Below are 18,909 nucleotides of genomic sequence, written 5' to 3'. Positions count from 1 at the left end.
GAAACCTTTAGGACCCTCAATGGACCTCTCCCAACCCGCACCCTCCCGCCGCGACGGCTGGCCGCTGTATTTTTCCCTGGCCCTGGTCGGCATGACTTTCTCCGCCACCGGCCCAGTGGCGATCATCATCACCGCGGCACGCGACGCCGGCCTCGATTTTGCCCAGGTGTCGTCATGGTTATTCGCGGTGCTGGCGCTCAATGGCGTGGCCAGCCTGATCATCAGCGCCGTCACCCGCCAGCCGCTGGTGTTTCTCTGGACCATCCCCGGCACCCTGCTGGTGGCGCCGGTGATCATCCACCACGGCTTCCCCGCCGTGGTCGGCAGCTACCTGGTGTGCGCCGTGGCGTTGGTGGTGCTGGGGTTGTCGAACGTGGTGGCCTGGCTCGACCGGCTGGTGCCGATGCCGGTGGTGATGGCGATGATCGCCGGGCTGTTTCTCAAGTATGTGGTGGGCATCGTGCATGCCACGGTAGCCGCGCCCTGGGTGGGTGGCAGCATGCTGGCGGTGTATTTCGTATTGCTGTGGCAACAGCGCCGTGGCAGTGCGCTGGTGCCGCCGATCATTGGCGCGCTGGTGGCGGGCGCCCTGGTGGTGTTGGCCGGCGGCTTCGCCTGGCCTGCCGGCACGGCGCCCCATGCCTTGGCCACGCCAATGCTGACCGCACCGGTGTTCAACCTGCAGGCGATCTCCGAACTGGTGGTGCCGATGCTGGTAACCGTATTGTTCGTGCAGAACGCCCAGGGCATCGCGGTGCTTAAAACCGCCGGTTACCAGCCGTCGCTGCGGCTGATCACCGTTGCCAGCGGCGTGCTCACCGCCGTGGTGGCGCCCTTCGGTGGTTGCCCCTCGGTGCTGGCCGGCCCCTGTAATGCGATTCTGGTTTCCGCTGGGCAAACCGGCCGGCATTACCTGGGCGCCCTGGGCGCGGCGGCCATCAGTGTGTTTATTGGCGCCTTCGCCAGCGCCTACGGGTTCGTACTGACCAGCTTGCCCGTGCAGTACATCGGCATCCTGGCCGGTCTCGCCATGCTCAACGTCGTCGAGAAAGCCTTCAGCGCCGCCTTCAGTTCCGCGCTGCCGCTGTCTACCCTGGCGGTGTTCGTGGTGACCCTGAGCGACGTGAACCTATTCGGTATCGGCTCGGCGTTTTGGGGGTTGGTGTGTGGGTGCGTGCTGGCGGCCTGGATAGAACGGGACTTCTCTGCCGTGCGCCGCTAAGCACGGTGGCAGGGCCGCCGCACAGTGCCGGGGCGGCCATGCGGCGCGCCGCACTGCCTTGGGGCGTTTCGCCAACAGTGCCCGGCCCAAGCCGCGCCACATCATTGAAATCAGCCGGGCGAAGTAATGCCACACCCAGCCCGCTGGTAACCAATTGTTTACCGGGCGGGTTCGCCGCTGTCGCCGCAACGCCTGCGTGGCATTACTTTTTTGATCCTACCCAAACCGCTCTAGCATGGGCTAACCCGTGCAAAAGCTGGCACGCCCCTGGCAATACACAAGTGTATTCAGTTGTTAATTCACTTGAGCCAGGAGTTCCGTATGTCGATCAAGCGCTTTGCCAGCAACGCCCGCATGAGCCAGATGGTGATCCATGGCAACGTCGCCTACTTGGCTGGGCAGGTGGCCGCTGACACCTCAGCCAGCCTTACCGGGCAGACCCAACAGATCCTCGCCAAGATCGATGGGCTATTGGCCGAGGCCGGCTGTGACAAGCGCCAGGTGCTGAGTGCCACCATCTGGTTGGCCGACCACAACGACTTCGCCGCCATGAACGAGGTGTGGGACGCCTGGGTGCCAGAGGGCCATGCGCCAGCGCGGGCGTGCGTGGAGTCGGCATTGGCCTTCCCGCCTTACCGGGTGGAAATCGCCGTGATCGCCGGCCTTTAGGCCCTGGAGCAGCCCATGACCACCACCCTCGTGCTCGGCGCTGGCGTGATCGGCATTACCAGCGCCTATTACCTGGCCAGCAGTGGCCGGCAGGTCACCGTCATCGACCGCCAGCCGGAACCTGCCAATGAAACCAGCTTCGCCAACGCCGGGTTGATTGCCCCAGGGCACTCCTATACCTGGGCCTCGCCACGGGCACCGGGCATTTTGTTGCGCTCGCTGTACCAAGAAGGCCAAGCGCTGCGCCTGAAGTTGCGCGCCGACCCGCAGATGTGGGCCTGGGCCATCAAGTTCCTGGCCAATTGCAACGCCGCCCAGTCGCGCCTGAACACCTCGCGCAAGCTGGTGCTGTGCCGCTATTCCCAGGCGCAATTGCAGGCGCTGACCGAAAAAGAAACCCTGCACTACGACCGCCTGAGCAACGGCCTGCTCTACCTTTACCGGGATGCCGCCTCGTTCGCCCGGGGCACGGCGAACATGCAAGTGCTGGCCGACGGCGGCATGCCGCTGGAAGTGATAGACGCCGCCCGAGTGGTCGCCCTGGAGCCGGCCCTGGCCCAAGCGCAGCGGCACATTGCTGGGGCGATCCACTGCCCCACCGATGAAAGCGGCGATGCCCGGCTGTTCACCCAAGACCTGACCGAGCGCTGCCGCCGCCTGGGTGTGCGTTTCGAATTCAGCAACCCGATCGTGCGCCTGGAACAGGCCGCCGATAGGGTGAGCGGGGTGGTGACCGAACAGGGCCGGCGCGAGGCCGACGAGTATGTACTGGCGCTGGGCAGTTATGCGCCGATTCTCGCCCGCCCGTTGGGCTACCGGCTACCGGTGTACCCGGTCAAGGGCTACTCGGTGACCTTTCCCAGCGGCGAGGGCTTCAACCCGCCGAACATGGGCGGGGTCGATGAGAACAACCTGGTGGCCTATGCGCGCTTCGGCGATCGCCTGCGTTTCACCGCCACGGCCGAATTTACCGGCTACCGCACAGACCACAGCCCGGCCGACTTCGCCCATATGCTGGCGGCCGGCCGTGAGCTGTTCCCCAACGGTGCCGACTACGAGCGCCCACGGTTTTGGGCCGGTCTGCGGCCGATGACACCCGAAGGCACGCCGATCATAGGCCGCAGCCACCACCGCAATCTGTTTTTGAACGTAGGCCACGGCCATATGGGCTGGACGATGTCGTGCGGTTCGGCACGCATCCTCACCGACGTGATGAATGGCCAACACCCTGAAATCGACCTCACGGGAATGACCCTGGTATGAATAGCGTATCGGCAACGGCAACACCCTACGACCATTTCGGGTTCTCCATGGACGCCGGCCTCGCCGCCCGGGCCCGCATCGGCTTGGTGGTATTGGCCACCGACCATACCCTGGAATACGAATGGCGGCATTTGCTGACCCAACCGGGTGTGGCCTTCTACGAAAGCCGGCTGTACAACGCCGCCGAGATCGCCCCGGCCACCCTGGCCGCCATGGAGCAAGACATCCGCCCCGCGGTGGAGCTGATCCTGCCAGGCATCGACCTGCAGGTGGTGGCCTTCGGCTGCACCTCCGGCACCCTGGTGATCGGTGAGGGCAACGTGTTCGCACGCATCCGCGAGGCCCGCCCGGGGGTGGCCTGCACCACTCCGCTGACCGGCGCCATGGCCGCCTTGAAGGCACTGGGTGCGCGCCGCATCGCCTTGCTCACGCCCTATGTGGCCAGCATCAACCAACTGTTCGCCGAGCACATCGAGGGTGCCGGCATCCAGGTTACCCGTATCGGCAGCTTCAACCACGCCGACGACAACGAAGTGGCGCGCATCGACCACGGCTCGCTGCGCCGCGCCGCCCTGGCGCTGGGCAACCACGCCGAGGTAGACGCGGTGTTCGTGTCGTGCACCAGCCTGCGCATGGCCAGTTTGATCCCAACGTTGGAACGTGAACTGGGCAAGCCGGTGATTTCCAGTAACTACGCCATGGCCTGGCATGCCTTGCGCCTGGCCGGCGTGCACGACGCCCAACCACAATTGGGGAGCCTGTTCGCCCAATGAGCCCTATCGATAAGCCTCATGGCGCGGTGGTCACCAAGCGTGCCGGGCAGACCGTGAACGATGTGTACCGGCGCCTGAAAGAAATGGTCATTTTGTTTCAGATCCGCCCCGAAGAGCGGGTCAACGAAAGTGAGCTGGCCAACGCCCTAGGGGTTAGCCGCACGCCGCTGCGCGAGGCGCTGCACCGGCTGGTGGCGGAAAACATGCTGACCATGGTGCCCAACCGCGGCTTCTATGGGCGCAAGCTGCAACGCCAGGAAGTGTTCGACCTCTACGAACTGCGCGCGGCGTTGGAGCGGTCGGCCCTGGCGCTGGCGCTGGGGCGCGCCAGCGATCAGGCCATCGCCGAACTGCGCGGCGCGTGGACCGCGGTGATGGCCAACGCCCAGCACCTGAGCACACTGGAGCTGGTACGCGAAGACGAACACTTCCATGTGCGCCTGGCGCAACTGTCGGGTAATCAGGAAATGGCCAACGCCCTGGATGCGATCAACGCGCGCATTCGGTTCTTCCGCTGGATCGACCTCGAAGAACGGCGCGAGGCGCTGTACGACGACCACCTGGCGATCCTCGATGCCCTGGCCCAACGCGATGCGCCGGCCTGCGCGGCGCTGATCGAGGAGCACATCTCACAACGCATGGAAGACATCGTTTCGTTCATTCAAGCAGGCGTGCTTCGCCTGTATGCCACGCAGTGACCCCCATCGACCTTTGGAGCTTCACATCATGCGCATCCGCTTTGGCATCACCCTGGCCATCGCCCTGGCAATGGCCAACACCGCCCACGCCGTGACCCTGGGCGCCGTCTTGCCGCTGTCCGGCTCCAGCGCCAGCATCGGCGAAGATCAGCGCCGTGGCATCGACATGGCGGTGGCCGACATCAACGCCAAGGGCGGCCTGCTCGGCGCGCCGTTGGCGGTGAAGATCGAAGACTCCGCCGACGGCGCCACCGGCGCGCTGGACGCCGCGACCAAGCTGCACAGCATCGACAAGGTGCCGGTGGTACTGGGGGAGTATTCCTCCAGCGTGTCCATCCCCTTGGGCCAGTACCTGGTCAAGCAGGGCATGGTGCACCTGAACATCGGCAGCTCCAGCCCGGCGATCCGCCAGATCGGCGCGTCATCGTTCAGCCTGATCGGGCTGGATGACCTGTCGGCACAGTTCGCCGCCAAAGACATACTCGGCCTGGGCTACCGCAAAGTGGCCTTCATCGCGCCCAACGGTGCCTATGGCCAGGGCATCGACGGGCAGTTCAAGAAATACCTGCAGGCCGGCGGTGGCAGCGTGGTCGCCGAGGTGCTGTACACACCCGGGCAGTCGAGCTACCGCCGCGAACTGCAACAAATGCAGCGCAGCCAGCCGGATGTGTATGTGTACAGCGCCTACGGCCAGGAAGCCGCGGTGATCAACCGTGAATCCTTCGAGCTGGGCATCAGCAAAACGCCCTGGTACGGCATCTACCTGAGCATGTGCACCGCCGACACGCCGGCGCAGATCGCCAACGGCCAGATCGGCATGGAAGTGGCCAGCTTGGGCAGCGCTGGCCAAGCCTTCGCCGCCGAGTACCAGAAGCGCTACGGCTTTGCGATGAAGTCGTCCTACAGCAGCTACGCCTACGACGGGGTGATGCTCGCCGCAGCCGCCATCGCCCAGGCCAAAAGCGCCGACCCGGCGAAGGTCATCGCGGCCTTGGACCAACTCGGCGCCAGCTTCGCCGGGGCAACCGGCAAGCTGGCGCTGGACGCCGACCGCCAGCGCACCGAGCAGCCCTACGACAAGCTCGCCTACGAAGGCGGCAGCTTGCATGCACGTTGACACCTTGCCCCGCGCCCTTGGGCGGGGCGTTTCGCACGAGGCTTAGCCACCATGTTGCAGTTTCTGTTCGACACCCTCAGCCGTAGCAGCGACCTGGCGCTGATCGCGCTGGGCTTGAGCCTGGTCTATGGGTTGGCCAAGTTCCCCAACATCGCCCATGTGCAATACGCCATGCTCGGCGCCTTCGCCAGCGTGGTGCTGCAACGGGCCGGCACGCCGCTGGCGCTGGCGCTGGGCATGGCCAGCCTGCTGGCCGGAAGCCTGGCGGTGCTGTGCAACCTGTGGGTGTTCAGCCGCCTGCGCCGGCAAGGCCCGGCCATCGCCATGATCGGCTCGCTGGCGCTGGCGATGATCCTGGTGGCCGCCGCCCTGGCCGGGCACGGCGCCAGCCCCTTGGCCTATCGCTTGCCGCTCAGTGCACCTTGGGTGCTGGGGCCATTGTTCGTAGCGCCGAACCAAGCACTGGCCATGGGCGTGACCCTGGCGGTGCTGCTGGCGTGCACCTGGCTGCTGCTCGGCACCCGCCAGGGCCGGGCCATGCGCGCACTGGCATGCAACCCGCCGCTGGCCGCGGCGGCGGGGCTGGACGCCGAGCGCATCATCCATGCGGTGCACTTTCTCGGCGCCGCCCTGGCGGGCTTGGGCGGTGCGCTGCTGGCGCTGAACACCGGGGCCTACGTGAACCTGGGCAACGACCTGCTGCTGCCGATTTTTGCCGCGGCGATCCTCGGCGGTTTGGGTAACCCGCTGGGGGCGGTGTTTGGCGGTTTGCTGATCGCCCTGGCCGAAACCCTGGTGACCAACCTCAACATCGGCTGGCTGTACGGCCAACCGATGGCTTTCGTGCCGGCCGGCTATATCGGCGCGGCATCGTTCGTGATCCTGCTGCTGGCCTTGCTGCTAAGGCCCTACGGCCTGTTCGACCGGGAGGTGCGCCGTGTTTGACTTCTGCCTGCATGTGTTAACCCTGGCTTGCCTGTATGGGCTGATGGCGCTGGCGCTCAACCTGCAGGCCGGCTACGCGGGCTTGCTCAACTTCGGCCATATCGCCTTCGTCGGCGTGGGCGCCTACGCCGTGGGCATTGGCCGCTTGGCCGGCTGGCCGCTGCCGCTGTCGATGCTGGCCGGTGTCGCCTGCGCCATGCTGCTGGGCGTTGCGGTAGCGCGCCTGGGGCGCAACCTGGCCAGCGATTACTGGGGCATCGCCACCCTGGCGGTGGCGGAAATCGTGCGTATCGTGGTGCTCAACCAAAGCGGCATGGCCGGCGGCGCCCAAGGCATCAGCGCCCTGCCCGGGCCGCTGGATGCCTTGCCGGAAACAGCCCAGCCGCTGGCGTTCGCCGTGCTCGGGCTGTTCGCAGTGGCGCTGGCGGCGTGGCTGAGCGCGCGCTTGGCCGCATCGCGCTTTGGCCGCGCACTGCGCCTGTTGCGCGAGCAGCCGGCATTGGCCAGTTGCCTGGGTTACGACCTGGGCCGGCTCAAGCGCAGCGCCACCCTGGCCAGCGCCGCCGTCGCCGCGCTGGCCGGTAGCCTGCTGGCGGGCTACACGCATTTCGTCAGCCCCGACTACCTGCTGGCGGCACAGACGTTCTTGGTCTGGAGCATGCTGATGATCGGCGGGGCCGGGCGTGTGGCCGGTGTGCTGCTGGGCACGGTGCTGGTCCAGGGTGTGTATTCCTTTGTGCCACTGGCACGTGACCTGTTGGGGCTGGGCAGCGAAACGGTGGGCGCGTTGCGCTTGGGTTTGATCGGCGCCATTTTGCTGTTGTGCCTGCTCTGGCGCAGCGCCGGCCTGTTGCCTGAACGCTTGAGGACCTTGCCATGAGCACATTACTGACGGTCACCGGCGTGACCAAGGCGTTCGCCGGCAACGCGGTGCTGCAAGGGGTCGACTTCGCCATCGGCCCGGGCGAAATCGTTGGGGTGATCGGCCCCAACGGCTCGGGCAAGAGCACCTTGCTCAATGCCATCTCTGGGTTCACCCCGGTCGATGCCGGGCGCATCGAACTGGGCGGCGCGCCGTTGCAACGGCTGGCGCCCCACCGTATCCATGGGCTGGGCCTGGCACGCACCTTTCAATTGCCCGCCATGCCGGAAAAAATGACCGTGTTCGAAGTGCTGCTGGCCGCCGACAACCGCCGCCACGGCTTTTGGGCCAGCCTGTGCGGCGGTGCCGAACAACGGGCCCAGGAGGCTGCCAGCCGCGCACTGGCCACGCAATGGTTGGGCGAACTGCTGCTCACCGGCGTGCGCGACACGCCGGCCGCGGCGCTTTCTGGCGGGCAGAAAAAACTCCTCAGCGTGGGCTGCGCGCTGATGGGCAACCCGCGCCTGTTGATGCTCGATGAACCCACCGCTGGGGTGCACCCGAACCTGCGCCGCGACATGGTCGCCATGCTCCAGGGGCTGGCGGCGCGCGGCATCGCCCTGCTGATCGTGGAGCACGACATGCACTTTATCGGCGAGCTGTGCCAGCGCTGCATCGTGCTCGACCGTGGGCGTGTCGTCGCACAATGCACCCCGGCGCAACTGTCGCAACACCCACAGGTGCTGCAAGCCTACCTGGGCAGCGAGCACCCTGTGGTATTGGAGGCTGCCGTATGATCCGCGTCGAAGACCTCACCGCCGGCTATGTGCGCGGCGTCGATATCCTGCAGGGTGTGTCGCTGGAGGTGGGCCGCGGCGAAATCGTCACCCTGCTCGGGCCCAACGGCTGCGGCAAGTCGACCTTGCTCAAATGCATCGGCGGGTACTTCTTCCCCCGCCAAGGGCGCATCCTGCTCGAAGGCGATGACGTCAGCCAACAGCCGATGCATACCAAGGTGCGCAGCGGCGCGCTGGGCTTCGTGCCGCAAACCGACAACGTGTTCACCGCCCTGAGCGTGCGTGAGAACCTGCTGGTCGGCGGCCAGTTCCTGCCGCCGCGCCAGCGCGCCGAACGCTTGGATACACTGTGCGCCCTGTACCCGGTGCTGGGGCAAAAACGCCACTTGAGCGCTGCGGCGCTCTCCGGCGGCGAGCGGCAGCTCCTCGCCCTGGCCCGCGCTCTGATGCCCAACCCACGTACCCTATTGCTAGACGAACCGTCGGCGGGGCTGTCGCCGAAAATGCTCCAGGAGGTGTTCGCGGCCATCGAACACACCCGCCGCCAGGAAACCGTGGCGATCCTGATGGTTGAGCAGAACGCTGTGGAAGCACTGCGCATCAGCGACCGCGCCTATGTGCTGGCCCAGGGCCAAGTGGCGATGAGCGGCAATGCCCAGGCGCTGCTGCGCGACCCGCGCATGCGCGAGCTGTACTTGGGCGGGCGCGCGGCATGAAGGCCACGGCAGGGTATGTCACCTACGTGGTCGTAATGGCGCCGCTGCTCAACAGTGTCAGCGGCATCGCCATCGACCTGTTCGCCCCGAGCATGCCAGCCATTGCCCGTGAGTTCGGCGCCAGCACCGCGCAGTTACAAGGCAGCATCACCCTGACGCTGCTGGCTTACGCCGCCGGGCAGCTGTTTTTCGGCCTGCTGGCCGACGGTAAGGGCCGGCGGGTGGCGCTGCTACCGGGTTTGCTGGTGTTCGTGCTGGGCAGCCTGCTGGCCATGCTGGCCCATGGGCTGGCGTTGTTCCTCGCCGGGCGCATGCTGCAAGGCTTTGCCGTGGGCGCCTGCCAAGTGTGCGCCCGCGCGCTGCTGGTAGACACCGTTCAGGGTGAACGCTTCGCCAGCGCGGTGGTGTACTTGAGCCTGGCCTGGGGCTTGGGGCCGGTGCTGGCGCCGTTTATCGGCGGGCTGGTCGACCAGGCCCTGGGCTGGCGCTGGAACTTCGCCCTTTACGCCGCCTACGGCGCTACGCTGTTGCTGCTCAGCCTGGGCTTGCGCGAATCGCTCGCACCCGCGCAGCGCAAGTCGCTGGGCGATTCCCTGCGCGGTTATCGGTTGATCCTGGGCAACGCACGGTTTCTGTCCGCGACCTTGGTGCTGGGCACCAGCCTGTCGCTGTTCCTGGTGTGGAACGTGATCGGGCCCTTTGTGATCGAGCACGCCTTGGGCCGCGGCGCGGCGTTCTTCGGCATCACTGCGCTGGCCGCCGGCAGCGCCTACCTGGCCGGCACCCTGCTCAACCGCGTGCTGCTGGCCCGAGCCGGCGCGCCACGGCTGATCGGCACGGGGCTGGCCTGCACCGCCGCTGGCACCCTGGCCATGCTGGCGTTACCCCGGAGCCTGCACGTGCCGACACTGCTGGCCGGGGTATTGCTGGTCAACTTCGGCCAGGGCTTGCTGTTCGCCAACGTGGTGGCCATCAACATGCGCTTGTACCCGGACCGCGCCGGCGCCACGGCGAGCCTGCTGGGCTGCGCAATGATGCTCTGCGCCGGCGTGAGTACCGAGGTGACCGGCCAGTTGCCGCTGGTCGCCAACTGGGTGATCGCGGCCCTGTTCGCCGCCCTGGCGCTGTTGCAAGGCCTGGGTGTGCGTTTCGTGTTGCGCCCTGCCCTTTCCCATGAGGTGAACGATCATGACCGTACCGCCGTCGCTCGACGCCCGTAGCCTGGACCACCGTGTGCTGCAGGCCCTGCGCCAACGGGCAGTGGCCGCCGTGGAACAGGGCTGCAGCGTGGCCCAGGTGGCCGCTGCCATGGGCCTGAACCGCCGTACCGTGTTTCGTTGGCTCGCCGATTACCGCCGCGGCGGCCCCCAGGCCCTGCTGGCCAAGCCCGTACCGGGCCGGCCGCGGCGCAGCCTCGACGTGCCCTGAGCGCGCCACGGCTTACTCGGGTTGAGTTCAGGGCTGGGCCAACGGCCACGCGCGGATCACCCGGTAACCACCACGGGCGGACTCATACAACGCGAACGCATGGGCGCGTAACAGAAAATCGGGGGCCACCGAGGCTTCGGGCAAGGCCCCGCGAACATCCCGTGCCAGCGTCAGGTGCGGCCGGTACTCGCGGTGGGCATCGGCAAACCCCAGCGGCAACAATGCCTGCTGCAGGTTATAAACCAACCGCAACAGCGGCTTGGGCGGTTGCTCGGCGGCCAGCACCAGGGCCTGCACCCGTGGCCACAGGTCTAGCCGGTCGAGCGCCAGCAGCAACGACCCGCCCGGCCCGGGCAGTGCATCCACGGCGCGGCAAATAGCGTCGATATCGCGGATGGGCACAGCCCCCAGAAACATCAGGGTGATGTGGAAGTTCTCTGCCGGCACCGGTTTGCCACTGCGCAGCCGCAAGCCGGCGCGCCATTGGCTAATGCTTTTACGCAGTGCCGGGTTGGCCGCCAGGGCGAAGAACAGCCGTTTGGTCGGTTCCGGGGCGTCAGCCATAGTTTATAGGGCCCTACATACGCGGTTGAACGGGGTGCGGGCGCGAGCGACGCCTTAGCGCATCAGAAACCATTAACCGGGTTCTGTTCACGGCCTGTGGCCGCCAGCGCAAGGCCGCACACCGCCGGTGTGCACGAACAGCACCCGTTGCTCGCGCAGCGGGTGTGCGAGCAACGCCAGCAGGGCCTTGCCGGTGTACAGCGGCTCCACCGGCAACGGGCATTGCTCGACGAACGCCAACAGCGCCGGGTCGACACGGCCGAAACCGCCGCGCGCCGCCTGCACCAGGTGCACCGCGCTACCGGCCACGGTGGCTTCCACCCCGTGCGCGGGTGGCACCGCCATGGCCGCGAACACCGGGCGCGAATCATAGCGCGCGATGCCCACAGCCGTGGTGCCGGTGCCAGCGGCGAGCCACCACGCGTCGAACCGGTCCCAGCCCACCGCTGGCAGTTGCGCCAGCGCCTGGGCCACCAGCAGCCGGCAACCTTCCTGCCCCGCTTCGCCGCCACCGCCTTCCGGGACCGGGTAAAGGCGCGGGTAGCGCGCCCGCCAAGGCGCCCAGAAGCCAGGCGAATGGCGCTGCCGGTAACCGCCATAGCCGAGCCAGTGCAAACCCATGCCGAAACCCAGCAGGGCCTGCACGGTGGGCGTGTCCTTGGGTTCGCCACGCAACAGGCCTACCGTCTGGAAACCATAGCGGGCGCCGGCGGCGGCCAGGGCATGCAAATGGTTGGAGTGCGCCCCGCCTAAACTGATCAGCCCTTCGGCGCCGGCCTTGGCGGCCCGCTGCAAAAAGCCGTGCAACTTGTACGGCTTGTTGCCGGTGAGCAGCGGGTCGACCAAGTCGAGGCGCAGCACGGCGGCCTGGGCCAGGCCCGGCAGCCGCAGCGGTTGCAAAGGCGGCACCGGCAACGGCTGCAAGGCGTGGGTAAATGCGGGCATAACACCCCCTTGCGCAAAAGGTGGCCAGTGTAACGGCTTACAGCGTGGCGGCGAGCCGGCAACCCTGGTTGATGGCGCGCTTGGCGTCGAGTTCGGCGGCCACGTCTGCGCCGCCGATCAGGTGCACCACCTGGCCGGCGGCGAGCAAGCCGGCCTCCAGCTCGCGCAATGGGTCTTGCCCGGCGCAGATCACGATGTTGTCCACGGCCAGCCACTGCGGCGCGGCGCCCTGGATGCTCACCTGCAGGCCGGCGTCGCCGATGGCCAGGTATTCCACCGCGTTGATCATCTGCACGCCCTTGTGCTTGAGCCCGGCGCGGTGGATCCAGCCGGTGGTTTTGCCCAGCCCATCGCCCACCTTGGTCGCCTTGCGCTGCAACAGGTACACCTGGCGCGCCGGCGGGCTGACCTGGGCGCGCACCCCGGCCACCCCGCCGCGGGCCTCAAGGGCCAAGTCGATGCCCCACTCACGCCAGAACAGCTCAGGGTTCAGGCTGGGCGTGGTGGCCCCGTGCACCAGGAATTCGCTCACATCGAAACCGATGCCACCCGCGCCGATCACCGCCACCCTTGGGCCGACCGGCGCGTGGCCGAGGACTGCATCCAAATAGGTGAGCACCTTGGGGTGTTCAATGCCAGGAATGGCCGGCACCCGCGGCAGGATGCCGGTGGCCAGGATCACCTCGTCGAAGCCGCCCGCCAGCAAGGCGGCCACGTCCATGCGCCGGTTCAGTTGCAGGTCTACGCCCGTGACGGCGAGCTTGCGTTGGAAGTAGCGCAAGGTCTCAAAGAATTCTTCCTTGCCAGGGATGCGCTTGGCCACGTTGAACTGCCCACCGATGCTCGGCGCGCTGTCGAACAGGCTTACCCGGTGGCCGCGCTCGGCGGCCACCGTGGCGGCGGCGAGCCCGGCGGGGCCGGCACCCACCACGGCAATGCGCTTGGGCGCCGCCGTTGGCCGGTAGTTAAGCTCGGTTTCGTGGCAGGCCCGTGGGTTGACCAGGCAACTGGTGAGTTTACCGGCGAAGGTGTGGTCCAGGCAGGCCTGGTTGCAGCCAATGCAGGTGTTGATTTCATCGGCCCGGCCGGCGGCGGCCTTGGCGATAAATTCAGGGTCTGCCAGAAACGGCCGGGCCATCGACACCATGTCGGCACAACCCTCGGCCAGTACCCGCTCGGCCACTTCCGGGGTGTTGATGCGGTTGGTGGTGATCAACGGCAGCTTCACCGCGCCGCGCAGCTTGGCCGTGACCCGGGTGAAGGCGGCGCGCGGCACCTTGGTGGCGATGGTGGGGATACGCGCTTCGTGCCAGCCAATACCGGTGTTGATCAGGGTGGCACCGGCCTGTTCGACGGCCTGGGCCAATTGCACCACCTCCGGCCAATCGCTACCGCCCTCGATCAAGTCGAGCATCGACAGCCGGTAGATGATGATAAAGCCCTCGCCCACCGCTTCGCGTACCTGCCGCACGATCTGCACCGGCAAGCGCATGCGGTTTTCGAAGGGGCCGCCCCATCCGTCGGTGCGCCGGTTGGTGGCAGCCGCCAGGAACTGGTTAATGAAGTAGCCCTCCGAGCCCATGATCTCGACACCGTCATAGCCGGCCTGCTGGGCCAGTAACGCGCAGCGCACGAAGTCGGCGATCTGCTGTTCGACGCCAGCGGCGTCCAGTTCTCGGGGCTTGAACGGGTTGATCGGCGCCTGCAGCGCGCTGGGGGCGACCAGCTTGGGGCTGTAGGCGTAGCGCCCGGCGTGGAGGATCTGCAGGCAAACCTTGCCGCCGGCGCCATGCACCGCCTCGGTGACCACCCGGTGTTTGGCCGCTTCTTCAGCCGTGGTGAGCTTGGCGGCACCGGCATACACGGCGCCCTCCTCGTTAGGGGCGATACCGCCAGTGACCATCAGCCCCACCCCGCCGCGTGCCCGTTCGGCAAAGTACGCGGCCATGCGCTCGAAGCCGTGCTCGCGCTCTTCCAGCCCGGTGTGCATAGAGCCCATCAGGCTGCGATTAGGCAGGGTGGTAAAGCCCAGGTCTAGCGGGGCGAGCAGGTGCGGGTAAAGGCTGGCGGTCATCAGGGGGCTCCGGTTCACGGGGTAGCGGCGCTTTATGGGTAGCGCCTGGCACAGACATTAAAGCTCGCCCAGCACGCCCTCAATGATCGAAACTGACAAGTCATTGATCCAAACGCACAGGGCGACTACCCTGGGCGGCGAATTCACGCTTGGCTTCGTTCATGCGCACGTTTCTGTTTTTTTTGTTACTGCTGGCCTGTGGCGTGCTGGCGGGTGCTTACGCCCATTGGGCCGAGCAACGCAGCCCCACCCATTACCTGTCGGACCTGCGCATCACCCTGGCGGTGAACCAGGGCACCCCGAGCGGGCGCGGCAATTTACTGGGCGTGCAAGCCGAGCTGTTCGCCCCCGATTACCAAGACGTGGGCCGCCTGCGCCTGAAGCTGGAAGCGTACCTGCAAAAAGCCCGCACCCTGGGCCTGGTAAACCCGCGCACGGTGGTGGTGTTGCCAGAGCACATCGGCACCTGGCTGTGGCTGCGCGGTGAAAAACGCGAGTTCTACGAAGCCTCGCAGCACAGTGAAGCCAGCCATTGGCTGGCCGCCAGCCACCCCTTGGCGTTCGCCTGGGCCTGGCTGGGCGCTGCCGATGACGACCGCTCCGCCGACGCCCGCCTGCGCCTGAAAGCACGGCACATGGCCCATGAATACCAACGGCTGTTCAGCGGCCTGGCCCAGGAATTCGGCGTTACTTTGGTCGCCGGCAGTATCGTGCTGCCGGCACCGCACCTGCAGCAAGGCGAACTGAAAATCGGCAGCGGCCCGTTGTACAACACCACCGTGGTATTCGCGGCCGATGGCCAGGTGCTCGGCCAGCCCCTGCGCCAACGCGAAGCCGGCGCCATGCGCGGGGTGGCCGATGCCGAGGCGCCGTCGGCGTTGCCGCTGTTCGACACACCGGCGGGGCGCCTGGGGGTGCTGATCGGCCGCGACGGCCTCGACCCCGCCCAGGGCCAAGCGCTGGTGCGCGCCGGCGCCCAATTGCTGGCCATCCCGGCGTTTCTCGACGGGCCCGACGACTGGGCGCGGGAGCGCCAGGCCTGGCAGCGTTCGAGCCTGGCGCTGGCGGTGCCGAGCGTGAGCGTGTTCATGCATGGGCGCTTCTGGGACCGGCGCAACCATGGGCAAAGTTTCGTTGGCCAGCACGGCCAGGCGGGCGAGGCTGAAGCCCTACCGGGCGCGCGCCTGGTCAACCTGTGGTTGTAAGCCCGTGGCCAGCCCCTCGATACGCCTAGGTGACCTCTCGGTCGGTTTCGTGCACTTGCTCGCCCGTGCCGTGTGCGCCCAGGGGCACGACCCCGGCCCCTTGCTGGCACAGTTCGGCCTGGACGCCCAACGCTTGGCCGAGCCGCGGGCACGCCTGTCGATACCCCGCTATATGCGCCTGGGCCACGCGGCGAGCCAGTTGATCGGCGACCCGGCGTTGGGTTTGCACATGGGCCGTGCCAGCCGCCTGCCGCTGCTGGGCCTGGCCGGTGTTACCGCGGCGCAGGCACCGAACGTGCGCGAAGCGGCGCGCACCGTGATCCGCTTCGAGCCGCTGTATGCCAGCAACTACCGTGGGCAATCGAGCTTCGAGGAAGACGCCCGCGGCGCATGGCTGAATTTCTATTCGATCAGCCCCTACAACGCTTACAACCGGTTCGTGGTCGACTCGGTGCTCAGCGGCTGGCTGCAGCAGTTGGCCCAGCTAGCCGGCGTGCCGTTGGCCGCCGAGCAACTGCACATCGAATTCGCCGCGCCCTGCGACGCCCCGGCCTATGCCGCGCTGAGCCAACAACCGGTGCAGTTTGGCGCCACTGCCAACCGCCTGCGCCTGGGGCAGGCCCAACTCGCCCTGCGCAACCCGGAACACTGCCCCGGCACCTGGCAACAACTGGTGCAACTGTGCGAAGTGGAATTGGCCCAACTCACCCGTACCCGCACTTTGAGCGAGCGCATCACCGCCCTGCTCGGCCCGCTGCTGGGCGGCGGGCGCGAACCGGACCTGGAACAGGTGGCGGCACGGTTGAAAATGCCCAGCTGGACCCTGCGGCGTAAACTCGCCGAAGAAGGCACCCGTTTTCGTACCCTGCTGGGCGATACCCGGCGCGATCTGGCCATGGCCTACATCCGCGATACGGACCTGGCCTTCGGTGAAATCGCCTACCTGCTGGGCTTTGCCTCGGCCGAGGCATTCGCCCGCGCCTTCAAGCGCTGGAGCGGGGTGACACCGGGGGCGTATCGACGGCTGGGGTGACCGGTATGGCCCCTCAGCACTGCCTGAGCCTGGTTGAAGGAACGTCTAAAACACCCCATTCAGGGCGTTTCGGTGCTGATCGGTGCGGCCTCGGCCGGCGGCACCACGGGCTCTGAGCTGCCATTGCCTTCGGCGGCCGGTTGCGCTACAGGTGCCGGAGCCGGCGCCTCGGCGGGCGCGGGGGATGGCTGGGCCTGGGCTTCCGGTTGTTCAGGCACGCCCAGTGCCTTGCTCGGTTTTTCGTCGACGTGGGCCGTGTTTTTCGCCTTCGCTGGCAAAAAGCTCTCGACCAGGGAAAAGTAACGGTCGTAAAAGGCATTGGCGGCCACCGTTTCACTGGCGACCTTGACCATCGAGTCGTCGGTGGAGCCAATCGGCATCGACAGCGAGCCCAGCACCCCGACGCCCAGGCTGGCCGAGCTGTTCACCTTTTTCAGGGCGTAGCGGTCTTGCAACGCATTGGCGAACACGATCGAGCTGGTGTTGCTCGGCGAGTCGGCGGCACAGGTCACGTTGAAGCTGATTTCAAGGTGAGTATCGGCGGTTTGCTGGAAGCTCTTGTGCCCGGCGACCGACTTGGGGTCGCTGCTGGTGATGATATACCCCTGGCTGAGCAGGGCACGGCGGGCCGCCTCGCAGGAGGCTAAATCGCTGACCGGGTAGTTACGCGAGAAGGTGCCCGAGTCGTCGAAATTTTCGTGTTCGTAGATGCCGGCTTTCTTCGGCGAGCAGCCAGCAACGCTCGCCACCAGCGTGGCCAGCACGATGCCGTTGCGCAAGGCAGCGAAGGCATGGGAATAAGACATGGCAGGTCCTGGGGAATTTCGATCGGCCCCTATTGTGCTACAGCGCATGGCCTTGCGCATGAAACAGGTGGCAAGGGCGATGACTTTACTATGGATAGCCGCCACACGACAGCCGCTGGCACCTGCCTAAGCGCCAATGGCGGCGCTACGCGGCCAGCGGTATAGTCGTGGCCTTCTCGCCACCCGCACTGCCCACCCGCCATGTCCAAACGCCTGACCCCATCGATGACCGCCCTGCAATGCTTCGAGGCAGCCGCGCGGCATTTGAGCTTCACCCGCGCGGCGCAGGAGCTGCACCTGACCCAAAGCGCGGTCAGCAAGCAGGTCGCCCAGCTCGAAGACATGCTGCGCCACCACCTGTTCCAGCGGGTGCGCCGGCGCTTGCAACTGACCCCGGCCGGCTCGCTGTACCTGGCCGAGGTGAACAAGATCCTCACCCAGGTGCATATGTCGAGCCGCTACATTTTGTCTTACGGCGGCGAAACCGAGGTGCTGCGGGTGGCCACCCAGCCTACCTTCGGCGCCCGTTGGCTGATCCCAGCGCTCAAGGGCTTCGGTACGCAGTACCCGAACATTCACCTGGAAATCCGCAACGAACTCGAACCCTTCGACCTCACCCAGTCCAAGGCAGACGTTGCATTTTTTTTCGGCCACGGCACATGGCCGGGCGCCACCTGTCTTGAGTTGTTCCAGGAAGACGTGGTGCCGGTGTGCGCACCGGACACCTTGCGCCAAACGCCCATCCCGAATGCACAGGCCCTGGCCAACACGGTGTTGCTGCAATGCACGTCGCGCCCAGAGGCCTGGCACGAATGGTTCCTGGCCCAGGGCCTGCATTCGGTGGGCAGTTATCACGGGCCGCGCTTCGACACGTTTTATATGTGTATCCATGCGGCCATCGCCGGCTGCGGCGTGGCGTTGATCCCACGGTACTTGGTGGCCGAGGAATTGGCCGAGGGCAAACTGGTGGTGCCACTGCCCTACGTAACCCCCAGCCACGGCGCGCACTTTATCGCCTATTCGGAGCACGCTGCCGATGTGCCGAAAATCCGCCACTTCGTTGACTGGGTGCTGGCCCGTGCCAGGGCCTGATCGCCCGCGCCACAGCACGCCCGGGGGCTAAGCCCGGAGCCTGCGATACCGTGGTAATCACGACCACGAAGATGCCGGCGAACCGATCGCGCGACGCCGCTTGTGGTGGCCTTCGGCCAAGGGTATATATCGCTCACTGCCCAGGCGCACAGGGACACGGCACCATGCACAGCGAACACTACACCGCCACCGCCAAATGGCTGCACTGGGTGATGGCCGCGATCTGGCTGGGTGCCTGGCTGCTGGGGTTTTGCGCGGCGCACTGGCACGCGATCAACAGCGATCACCAAGTCACCTTCGTGCATAAGGCACTTGCCAGCAGCGTGCTGTTCTTGGTGGTGCTGCGGGTGGCCTGGCGCCTGACCCATTCGGCGCCAGCGCTACCGGCGAGCATGAGCCCCCTGATGCGCAAAGCCGCCCATTATGGGCACCTGTTGCTGTATGCCGTGGCATTGATCGCCTTGCCGGTGTCCGGCTGGCTATGGAGTTCGGCGGGCAACCATGAGGTGTGGGTGCTGGGCCTGCTCAAACTGCCGCCGCTGGTGGCACCGGCCGAGAGTACCCAGCACCTGGCCGGGCTGTTCCACACCTACGTGGCCTGGCTGTGCGGGGCCCTGGTGGGCGGGCATATCCTGGTGGCGCTCAAGCACCATTTTGTCGACCGCGATGGGGTATTGCGGGGCATGCTGCCCCGATAAAC

The 18,909-nt window shown here is 66.6% G+C and carries 20 protein-coding genes; 16 read left to right on the top strand and 4 right to left on the bottom strand.

Annotated elements, in window-relative coordinates:
- Positions 1-19: 19 nt before the first annotated feature.
- The 12 genes from HAQ05_RS15645 to HAQ05_RS15590 all read left to right on the top strand — a co-directional run bounded on the left by HAQ05_RS15645 (position 20) and on the right by HAQ05_RS15590 (position 10,490).
- Positions 20-1,222, top strand: coding sequence for a benzoate/H(+) symporter BenE family transporter (locus tag HAQ05_RS15645; protein ID WP_190422205.1), 1,203 nt, complete (start codon positions 20-22; stop codon positions 1,220-1,222).
- Between the two features lie 321 nt (positions 1,223-1,543).
- Entirely contained in the window at positions 1,544-1,891 is a 348-nt protein-coding gene (locus HAQ05_RS15640; protein ID WP_190422203.1) for a RidA family protein, read from the top strand.
- Between the two features lie 15 nt (positions 1,892-1,906).
- On the top strand, positions 1,907-3,154 hold the full coding sequence (locus tag HAQ05_RS15635) for a D-amino acid dehydrogenase (protein WP_190422201.1): 1,248 nt from the start codon (positions 1,907-1,909) through the stop codon (positions 3,152-3,154).
- Positions 3,151-3,927, top strand: a complete 777-nt coding sequence (locus tag HAQ05_RS15630; protein WP_190422199.1) for a maleate cis-trans isomerase family protein — start codon at positions 3,151-3,153, stop codon at positions 3,925-3,927. The genes HAQ05_RS15635 and HAQ05_RS15630 overlap by 4 nt, the downstream gene beginning before the upstream one ends.
- On the top strand, positions 3,924-4,625 hold the full coding sequence (locus HAQ05_RS15625; RefSeq protein WP_190422197.1) for a GntR family transcriptional regulator: 702 nt from the start codon (positions 3,924-3,926) through the stop codon (positions 4,623-4,625). Before HAQ05_RS15630 ends, HAQ05_RS15625 begins: the two co-directional genes overlap by 4 nt.
- A gap of 28 nt (positions 4,626-4,653) precedes the next feature.
- The gene (locus tag HAQ05_RS15620) at positions 4,654-5,742 is read left to right on the top strand and encodes an ABC transporter substrate-binding protein (protein WP_190422195.1); all 1,089 of its coding nucleotides are present in this window, start codon (positions 4,654-4,656) and stop codon (positions 5,740-5,742) included.
- Positions 5,743-5,793: 51 nt separating this feature from the next.
- Positions 5,794-6,687 carry a branched-chain amino acid ABC transporter permease gene (locus HAQ05_RS15615; protein WP_190422193.1) on the top strand — a complete coding sequence of 298 codons (894 nt, stop codon included), beginning with the start codon at positions 5,794-5,796 and terminating at the stop codon, positions 6,685-6,687.
- Positions 6,680-7,567, top strand: a complete 888-nt coding sequence (locus HAQ05_RS15610; RefSeq protein ID WP_190422191.1) for a branched-chain amino acid ABC transporter permease — start codon at positions 6,680-6,682, stop codon at positions 7,565-7,567. Before HAQ05_RS15615 ends, HAQ05_RS15610 begins: the two co-directional genes overlap by 8 nt.
- Positions 7,564-8,346 carry an ABC transporter ATP-binding protein gene (locus tag HAQ05_RS15605; RefSeq protein ID WP_190422189.1) on the top strand — a complete coding sequence of 261 codons (783 nt, stop codon included), beginning with the start codon at positions 7,564-7,566 and terminating at the stop codon, positions 8,344-8,346. The genes HAQ05_RS15610 and HAQ05_RS15605 overlap by 4 nt, the downstream gene beginning before the upstream one ends.
- Positions 8,343-9,062 (top strand): ABC transporter ATP-binding protein, encoded by a 720-nt coding sequence (locus HAQ05_RS15600; protein WP_190422187.1) that lies wholly within the window; start codon positions 8,343-8,345, stop codon positions 9,060-9,062. Before HAQ05_RS15605 ends, HAQ05_RS15600 begins: the two co-directional genes overlap by 4 nt.
- Positions 9,059-10,282 (top strand): MFS transporter, encoded by a 1,224-nt coding sequence (locus HAQ05_RS15595; protein ID WP_190422185.1) that lies wholly within the window; start codon positions 9,059-9,061, stop codon positions 10,280-10,282. Before HAQ05_RS15600 ends, HAQ05_RS15595 begins: the two co-directional genes overlap by 4 nt.
- Positions 10,251-10,490, top strand: coding sequence for a helix-turn-helix domain-containing protein (locus HAQ05_RS15590; RefSeq protein WP_190422183.1), 240 nt, complete (start codon positions 10,251-10,253; stop codon positions 10,488-10,490). Before HAQ05_RS15595 ends, HAQ05_RS15590 begins: the two co-directional genes overlap by 32 nt.
- 27 nt (positions 10,491-10,517) lie before the next feature.
- Here the strand turns inward: HAQ05_RS15590 and thpR are convergent, their stop codons facing one another.
- The 3 genes from thpR to HAQ05_RS15575 form a co-directional block, all read right to left on the bottom strand.
- Positions 10,518-11,054 carry an RNA 2',3'-cyclic phosphodiesterase gene (gene thpR / locus HAQ05_RS15585; protein WP_190422181.1) on the bottom strand — a complete coding sequence of 179 codons (537 nt, stop codon included), beginning with the start codon at positions 11,052-11,054 and terminating at the stop codon, positions 10,518-10,520.
- Positions 11,055-11,141: 87 nt separating this feature from the next.
- Complete coding sequence (locus tag HAQ05_RS15580) at positions 11,142-11,999, bottom strand: 1-aminocyclopropane-1-carboxylate deaminase (protein WP_190422179.1); 858 nt, start codon at positions 11,997-11,999, stop codon at positions 11,142-11,144.
- 37 nt (positions 12,000-12,036) lie between these two features.
- The gene (locus HAQ05_RS15575; RefSeq protein WP_190422177.1) at positions 12,037-14,073 is read right to left on the bottom strand and encodes an NADPH-dependent 2,4-dienoyl-CoA reductase; all 2,037 of its coding nucleotides are present in this window, start codon (positions 14,071-14,073) and stop codon (positions 12,037-12,039) included.
- 161 nt (positions 14,074-14,234) lie between these two features.
- On the opposite strand from HAQ05_RS15575, the gene HAQ05_RS15570 reads away from it, so the two are divergent.
- Together HAQ05_RS15570 and HAQ05_RS15565 are read left to right on the top strand one after the other, a co-directional pair.
- Positions 14,235-15,278 carry a carbon-nitrogen hydrolase family protein gene (locus HAQ05_RS15570; RefSeq protein ID WP_190422175.1) on the top strand — a complete coding sequence of 348 codons (1,044 nt, stop codon included), beginning with the start codon at positions 14,235-14,237 and terminating at the stop codon, positions 15,276-15,278.
- A 4-nt stretch (positions 15,279-15,282) separates the two neighbouring features.
- Positions 15,283-16,311, top strand: coding sequence for an AraC family transcriptional regulator (locus tag HAQ05_RS15565; protein WP_338050237.1), 1,029 nt, complete (start codon positions 15,283-15,285; stop codon positions 16,309-16,311).
- Positions 16,312-16,370: 59 nt separating this feature from the next.
- Here the strand turns inward: HAQ05_RS15565 and HAQ05_RS15560 are convergent, their stop codons facing one another.
- A complete protein-coding gene (locus tag HAQ05_RS15560; RefSeq protein ID WP_190422171.1) occupies positions 16,371-17,117 on the bottom strand; it encodes a DUF2242 domain-containing protein in 747 nt (248 codons plus the stop codon).
- 201 nt (positions 17,118-17,318) lie between these two features.
- Between HAQ05_RS15560 and HAQ05_RS15555 the strand changes: the two genes are divergently transcribed.
- Positions 17,319-18,209, top strand: coding sequence for a LysR substrate-binding domain-containing protein (locus tag HAQ05_RS15555; RefSeq protein ID WP_190422169.1), 891 nt, complete (start codon positions 17,319-17,321; stop codon positions 18,207-18,209).
- A 164-nt stretch (positions 18,210-18,373) separates the two neighbouring features.
- Positions 18,374-18,907: a cytochrome b gene (locus HAQ05_RS15550; protein ID WP_190422167.1), complete on the top strand. Its 534-nt coding sequence runs from the start codon at positions 18,374-18,376 to the stop codon at positions 18,905-18,907.
- Positions 18,908-18,909: the final 2 nt, after the last annotated feature.

Origin of the sequence: Pseudomonas typographi, from assembly GCF_014694385.1 — a bacterium.
Classification (GTDB): domain Bacteria; phylum Pseudomonadota; class Gammaproteobacteria; order Pseudomonadales; family Pseudomonadaceae; genus Aquipseudomonas; species Aquipseudomonas typographi.
Note: the sequence above shows the minus strand (reverse complement) of the source record. Positions and strands in the feature narration are given on the sequence as shown.

What these genes read in the sequence shown, in the direction of transcription:
- HAQ05_RS15645 (WP_190422205.1), top strand. Translation starts at nt 20, where the DNA reads ATGGACCTCTCCCAACCCGCACCCTCCCGCCGCGACGGCTGGCCGCTG.
- HAQ05_RS15640 (WP_190422203.1), top strand. Translation starts at nt 1,544, where the DNA reads ATGTCGATCAAGCGCTTTGCCAGCAACGCCCGCATGAGCCAGATGGTG.
- HAQ05_RS15635 (WP_190422201.1), top strand. Translation starts at nt 1,907, where the DNA reads ATGACCACCACCCTCGTGCTCGGCGCTGGCGTGATCGGCATTACCAGC.
- HAQ05_RS15630 (WP_190422199.1), top strand. Translation starts at nt 3,151, where the DNA reads ATGAATAGCGTATCGGCAACGGCAACACCCTACGACCATTTCGGGTTC.
- HAQ05_RS15625 (WP_190422197.1), top strand. Translation starts at nt 3,924, where the DNA reads ATGAGCCCTATCGATAAGCCTCATGGCGCGGTGGTCACCAAGCGTGCC.
- HAQ05_RS15620 (WP_190422195.1), top strand. Translation starts at nt 4,654, where the DNA reads ATGCGCATCCGCTTTGGCATCACCCTGGCCATCGCCCTGGCAATGGCC.
- HAQ05_RS15615 (WP_190422193.1), top strand. Translation starts at nt 5,794, where the DNA reads ATGTTGCAGTTTCTGTTCGACACCCTCAGCCGTAGCAGCGACCTGGCG.
- HAQ05_RS15605 (WP_190422189.1), top strand. Translation starts at nt 7,564, where the DNA reads ATGAGCACATTACTGACGGTCACCGGCGTGACCAAGGCGTTCGCCGGC.
- HAQ05_RS15600 (WP_190422187.1), top strand. Translation starts at nt 8,343, where the DNA reads ATGATCCGCGTCGAAGACCTCACCGCCGGCTATGTGCGCGGCGTCGAT.
- HAQ05_RS15595 (WP_190422185.1), top strand. Translation starts at nt 9,059, where the DNA reads ATGAAGGCCACGGCAGGGTATGTCACCTACGTGGTCGTAATGGCGCCG.
- HAQ05_RS15590 (WP_190422183.1), top strand. Translation starts at nt 10,251, where the DNA reads ATGACCGTACCGCCGTCGCTCGACGCCCGTAGCCTGGACCACCGTGTG.
- thpR (WP_190422181.1), bottom strand. Translation starts at nt 11,054, where the DNA reads ATGGCTGACGCCCCGGAACCGACCAAACGGCTGTTCTTCGCCCTGGCG.
- HAQ05_RS15580 (WP_190422179.1), bottom strand. Translation starts at nt 11,999, where the DNA reads ATGCCCGCATTTACCCACGCCTTGCAGCCGTTGCCGGTGCCGCCTTTG.
- HAQ05_RS15575 (WP_190422177.1), bottom strand. Translation starts at nt 14,073, where the DNA reads ATGACCGCCAGCCTTTACCCGCACCTGCTCGCCCCGCTAGACCTGGGC.
- HAQ05_RS15570 (WP_190422175.1), top strand. Translation starts at nt 14,235, where the DNA reads ATGCGCACGTTTCTGTTTTTTTTGTTACTGCTGGCCTGTGGCGTGCTG.
- HAQ05_RS15560 (WP_190422171.1), bottom strand. Translation starts at nt 17,117, where the DNA reads ATGTCTTATTCCCATGCCTTCGCTGCCTTGCGCAACGGCATCGTGCTG.
- HAQ05_RS15555 (WP_190422169.1), top strand. Translation starts at nt 17,319, where the DNA reads ATGTCCAAACGCCTGACCCCATCGATGACCGCCCTGCAATGCTTCGAG.
- HAQ05_RS15550 (WP_190422167.1), top strand. Translation starts at nt 18,374, where the DNA reads ATGCACAGCGAACACTACACCGCCACCGCCAAATGGCTGCACTGGGTG.